Here is a 4703-nt window from a genome sequence, read left to right as displayed (position 1 = left end):
GGACGCCGGCATGCGCGAGATGCTGGTCGAGCAGCGCGACGTGTTCTATTACGTCACGCTCATGAACGAGAACTACGCCAACCCCGACCTGCCCGAGTGCGTGGCCGACGGCGTGCTGCGCGGCGGCTACCACTTTGGCCACTACGGGCCGCAGGGCGGGCTGCGGGTCACCCTGCTGGGCTCAGGCGCCATCCTCACCGAAGTGATCCAGGCCGCGCAGCAACTGGCCGAACAGGGCGTGGGGGTGGATGTGTTCAGCATCACCAGCTGGAGCGAACTGGCGCGGGATGGTGTGGCCAACGATGGCGTGCCCCACATCACGCAGCTGCTGGCGCGCAGCGAAGGCACGGTGATCGCCGCCACCGACTACGTGCGCGCCGTGCCGGAAAGCGTGCGCGCCTTCATGCCAGCGGGCCGGCGCTACGCCACCCTCGGCACCGATGGCTTCGGCCGCAGCGACACACGCGCGGCTTTGCGCGCGTACTTTCAGGTCGATGCCGCGAGCATCGTGAAGGCGGCGCTGGCCGCCTGAGGGCGCGCAGCGCCCTGCATCACGTCGCCAGTCCGAACTTCTTCGCCCGGTAGGCCACGGTCGCGCGGCTGACCCCGAGGTCGCGCGCCGCGGCCGCGAGGTTGCCGCCGCTGCGCCGGATGGCCTGGCGCAGCAGCGCCAGTTCGGCCTGTTCCAGCGCACCGCTTTTCGACGTGCCTTGCGCAGTGCCCGCCGCCTCGTCCGGTGAGGGTGACGGCTGGCGGGCGCCCAGCAGGCTCAGCGTGGCCGGACCGCCATCGCGCCAGGCGAGTGAGAGCACGTCCTGCGCCAGCGACTCGCCGCTGCTGAACAGGTGGTGCACATCGATGGCCTCGCCGTCGCTCACCAGGATGACGCCGCGCTCCACCAGGTTCTGCAGCTCGCGGATGTTGCCCGGGAATCCGTAGTTGTACATGGCCTTCACCGCGGCCTGGCTGAAGCCCGCCACCTGGCGCTGGTGGCGCTTGTTGTAGTGCGCGAGAAAGTGGCTCATGAGCAGCGGGATGTCGTCGCGCCGGTCGCGCAGCGGGGGCAGGTGGATGGGAAAAACGTTGAGGCGGAAGAACAGGTCTTCGCGAAACCGCCCTTCGCGCACCGCCTGGCGCAGGTCCACGTTGGTGGCCGCGATCACGCGCACATCCACGTCGATGGACCGTGTACCACCCACGCGTTCGATCTCGCCCTCCTGCAGGGCGCGCAGCAACTTGCCCTGGGCCACGAAGCTCAGCGTGCCGACCTCGTCGAGGAACAGCGTGCCGCCGTGGGCGCGCTCGAAGCGCCCCGGGCGGGAGGCACCAGCGCCGGTGTAGGCACCGCGCTCCACGCCGAAGAGCTCGCTCTCCATGAGGGTCTCGGGAATGGCCGCGCAGTTGATCGCCACGAAGGGCTTGTCCTTGCGCGGGCTGATGCGGTGCAGGGTGCTGGCGAACATCTCCTTGCCCACGCCGGACTCGCCCGTGAAGAGCACGGTGGCCGTGGTCGGCGCCACGCGGTGCAGCATGTGGCAGGCCGCGTTGAACGAGGAGGATGCGCCCACCATGCTCTGTTCGGTGCCGGGGTTGGCCGCCGCATAGGCCTGCAGATCCACCACCGGCACCGCGCCGTCGGCCACCGCGGACGCACCCACGAAGGCCTGGGCGTTCAGGTAGCGCAGGTCCTGCTGCACGTCGTCCCAGAGTTCGGCCGACTTGCCGATGACGCGGCAGTGGGGGTCGCCCGAAGAGCGGCAGTTCACTTCACGAAAGACGATCAGCCGCCCGAACAGCGTGCTCACATAACCGGTGGCGTAGCCCACCTGCATCCAGCAGGCGGGCGCGCCGCCCACGCCGTAGGCGGCGATGTGTTCGTCGTCCTCGCTGGAGTTGTGCCAGAGGAATTCACCGTCGTAGGCCCCGGTGACCGCGTCGTAGGCCGCATGCACCAGCTCCACCTGGACCACGCCCTCCAGCGCATGCAGGCGCGTGCCCGCCATGGCGGCAGCGGGGGGGTCGGCGTCGGGCCACTGCTGGCGCACCAGTTGCGCGTCGCGCGCCCCGCTGACGTAACCCGCGCGCGTGAGCAGGCCGCGCGCCTTGTCCAGGCCGATGCTGTCGATCAGCTCGCGGCGCAGCGAACCCAGCGATTCCGAATGCAGCAGCACCATGCGCTGGTCCTGCAGCCAGATGCGGCCGTCGCCCGGCGAGAAGAACAGGCACTCGCTCAGATCGGCCACCGTCGGGTGCGCCTGCTGGCTGATGCCGCTGGTGTCGAACCCGGCCATCACCCGCTCGCCGGGTTCGGTCCGGTGCTCGTCTTGGCCGCTGTTCGCGATGCGGGCCAGGTCGGCCAGGGAGATGCGTTGTCTGGGCATGGGGGAACATCAATTGATGGATGTTTTGATGAAATGTGAACATCACATTTGTTTATTTATAGTAACTTTTTTGGGGTTCCAGCAGGGCCTTCCGACCCCCACAAACCCCCTAGGGAAAGTCCTGATCGGCCCCTCTGAAAAAACCCGGAAATGCCCGCCTCCGGGTCGGCCATCGCGTCCGCGCTGGTACGTCCGTTGCGAAACCTGTTGCAGCCACCGTGTGGTGTGCATGAACGATCAACAGGAGCAAAACAATGGGTGTTTCCGAAAATCCGGTCTGGCTCGACGGCCGCATCACGTCGGGCAAAGCCTTCGACGGCACATGGTCCACCGCACTCGCCAGCGTGCGCGACGTCAAGGAACCGGCCACCGGCCAGGTGCTCTCGCAGGTGGGCATCGCCAGCGCCGCCGACATGCGCGCCGCCATCGGCCGGGCTCACGCAGCCCAGGCTGCCTGGGCCGCCACCGGCCCACGCGAACGCTCGGCCGTGTTCCACCGCGCCGCCGCGCTCTTGCAGCAACACTTCGCCGAGCTGGCCCTGACCATCGCCCGCGAAACCGGCGGCATCCTGCCCAAGGGCCAGCACGAGGTGAACGAGTCCATTACGCTGTGCCACCTGGCCGCCGGCCTGCCGATGCAGGCCCAGGGCCAGGTGCTGCCCAGCGGGCCAGGACGGCTGTCGTTCGCTCGGCGTGTGCCGCACGGCGTGGTGGGCGTGATCTCGCCCTTCAACTTCCCGCTGATCCTGAGCCTGCGCGCCGTGGCCCCCGCGCTGGCGCTGGGCAACGCAGTGGTGCTCAAGCCCGACACGCGCACCCCGGTGAGCGGCGGTTTCATCATCGCCCGCGTGTTCGAAGAAGCCGGCCTGCCGGCAGGCGTGTTGCAGGTGCTGCCGGGCGACGCCGAAGCCGGCGAGGCGCTGGTGGTCGACCCGCGCGTGCCCATGATCGCCTTCACCGGCTCGCCCGCCGTGGGCCGCCGCATCGGCGCGCTGGCCGGTGAACACCTGAAGAAGGTGTCGCTGGAGCTGGGCGGCGCCAACAACCTGATCGTGCTGGAAGACGCCGACCTCGACGCCGCGGCCAGCGCTGCCGCGTTCGGCGCCTGGTTCCACCAGGGCCAGATCTGCATGGCGTCCAACCGCATCCTGGTGCACGAGTCCATCGCCGAAGGCTTCAAGGCGCGCATGGTCGGCAAGGCCACGCACCTGCCGGTGGGTGACGGCGCCAGCGGCCAGGTGGCCCTGGGCCCGCTGATCGACGCCAAGCAGCTCGCGCACTTCGACTCGGTGATCCAAGACAGCGTGAAACAGGGCGCCGTGCTCGAAGCCGGCGGCACCTACGAGGGCCTTTGCTACAAGCCCACCGTGCTCTCGGGCGTGAAGCCCGGCATCCGCTCGTTCGACGAAGAGCCCTTCGGCCCGGTGGTCAACCTGGTCACGTTCCGAACCGACGACGAAGCCGTGCAGCTGGCCAACACCAGCCAGGGCGGCCTGGCCGCCGCGGTGATCAGCCCCTCGATCGGCCGCGCCCTGGCCATCGGCCAGCGCCTGCGCGCCGGCATGGTCCACATCAACGACCAGACCGTCTGCGACGAGTGCACCAACCCCTTCGGCGGCCCCGGCATCGGTGGCAACGGCGGCAGCGTGGGCGGCCCGGCCGACATCGACGAGTACACGCAGTGGCAGTGGATCACCGTGAAGGACGCCCCACCGCCGTTCCCGTTCTGACCCCGACCCCCAAACAACCGGAGACAAGACCCATGCAACTCGCCAACAAGACCATCGTCGTCACGGGCTGCGGCTCGGGCATCGGTTCGGACTTCGCCAAACTCGCCCGCCTGCAAGGCGCGCGCGTGATCGGTGTGGACCGCAACGACCCCATGCTCACGCTGGACGGTTTCGTCAAGATCGACCTGGGCGACCCTGCCGCCATCGATGCCGCCATGGGCCAGCTGCCCGCGCACATCGACGCGCTGGCCAACATCGCCGGCGTGCCCGGCACGGCACCCGCCGCGCTGGTGGGCCAGGTCAACTACCTGGGCCTGCGCCACTTCACGCAGCGCGTGGTGGAGCGCATGACCGAGGGCGGTTCGGTCGTCAACATCTCGTCCATCCTCGGCGCCGAATGGCCGGCCCGGCTGGAGCTGCACCGCGAACTGGGCGCCACCGCCAGCTTCGAGGCCGGCTCCGCCTGGCTCGCCCAGCACCCGGTGCCGCAAGAGACCTGCTACCAGTACTTCAAGGAAGCGCTGATCGTCTGGACCCACACCCAGTCGCAGAAGCAGTTTCTGGAGCGCGGCATTCGCATGAACTGCGTCGC

4 protein-coding genes are annotated in these 4703 nt (G+C 69.0%); 3 read left to right on the top strand and 1 reads right to left on the bottom strand.

The window, feature by feature from the left end:
- Positions 1-532 (top strand): transketolase-like TK C-terminal-containing protein (locus RMP09_RS21085; RefSeq protein WP_310567940.1); only part of this gene is annotated, 532 nt, incomplete at its 5' end.
- A 19-nt stretch (positions 533-551) separates the two neighbouring features.
- On the opposite strand, the gene RMP09_RS21080 is transcribed toward RMP09_RS21085, so the two are convergent.
- Positions 552-2381: a sigma 54-interacting transcriptional regulator gene (locus RMP09_RS21080; RefSeq protein WP_310567939.1), complete on the bottom strand. Its 1830-nt coding sequence runs from the start codon at positions 2379-2381 to the stop codon at positions 552-554.
- A 254-nt stretch (positions 2382-2635) separates the two neighbouring features.
- On the opposite strand from RMP09_RS21080, the gene RMP09_RS21075 reads away from it, so the two are divergent.
- Positions 2636-4111, top strand: coding sequence for a benzaldehyde dehydrogenase (locus tag RMP09_RS21075; protein WP_310567938.1), 1476 nt, complete (start codon positions 2636-2638; stop codon positions 4109-4111).
- 32 nt (positions 4112-4143) lie between these two features.
- Positions 4144-4703 (top strand): coniferyl-alcohol dehydrogenase (locus RMP09_RS21070; RefSeq protein ID WP_310567936.1); only part of this gene is annotated, 560 nt, incomplete at its 3' end.

The sequence above is a fragment of the Hydrogenophaga sp. genome (assembly GCF_031426985.1).
In the GTDB taxonomy this organism is placed as follows: Bacteria; Pseudomonadota; Gammaproteobacteria; order Burkholderiales; family Burkholderiaceae_C; genus Hydrogenophaga.
This window is presented reverse-complemented; position numbering and strand designations above follow the sequence as displayed.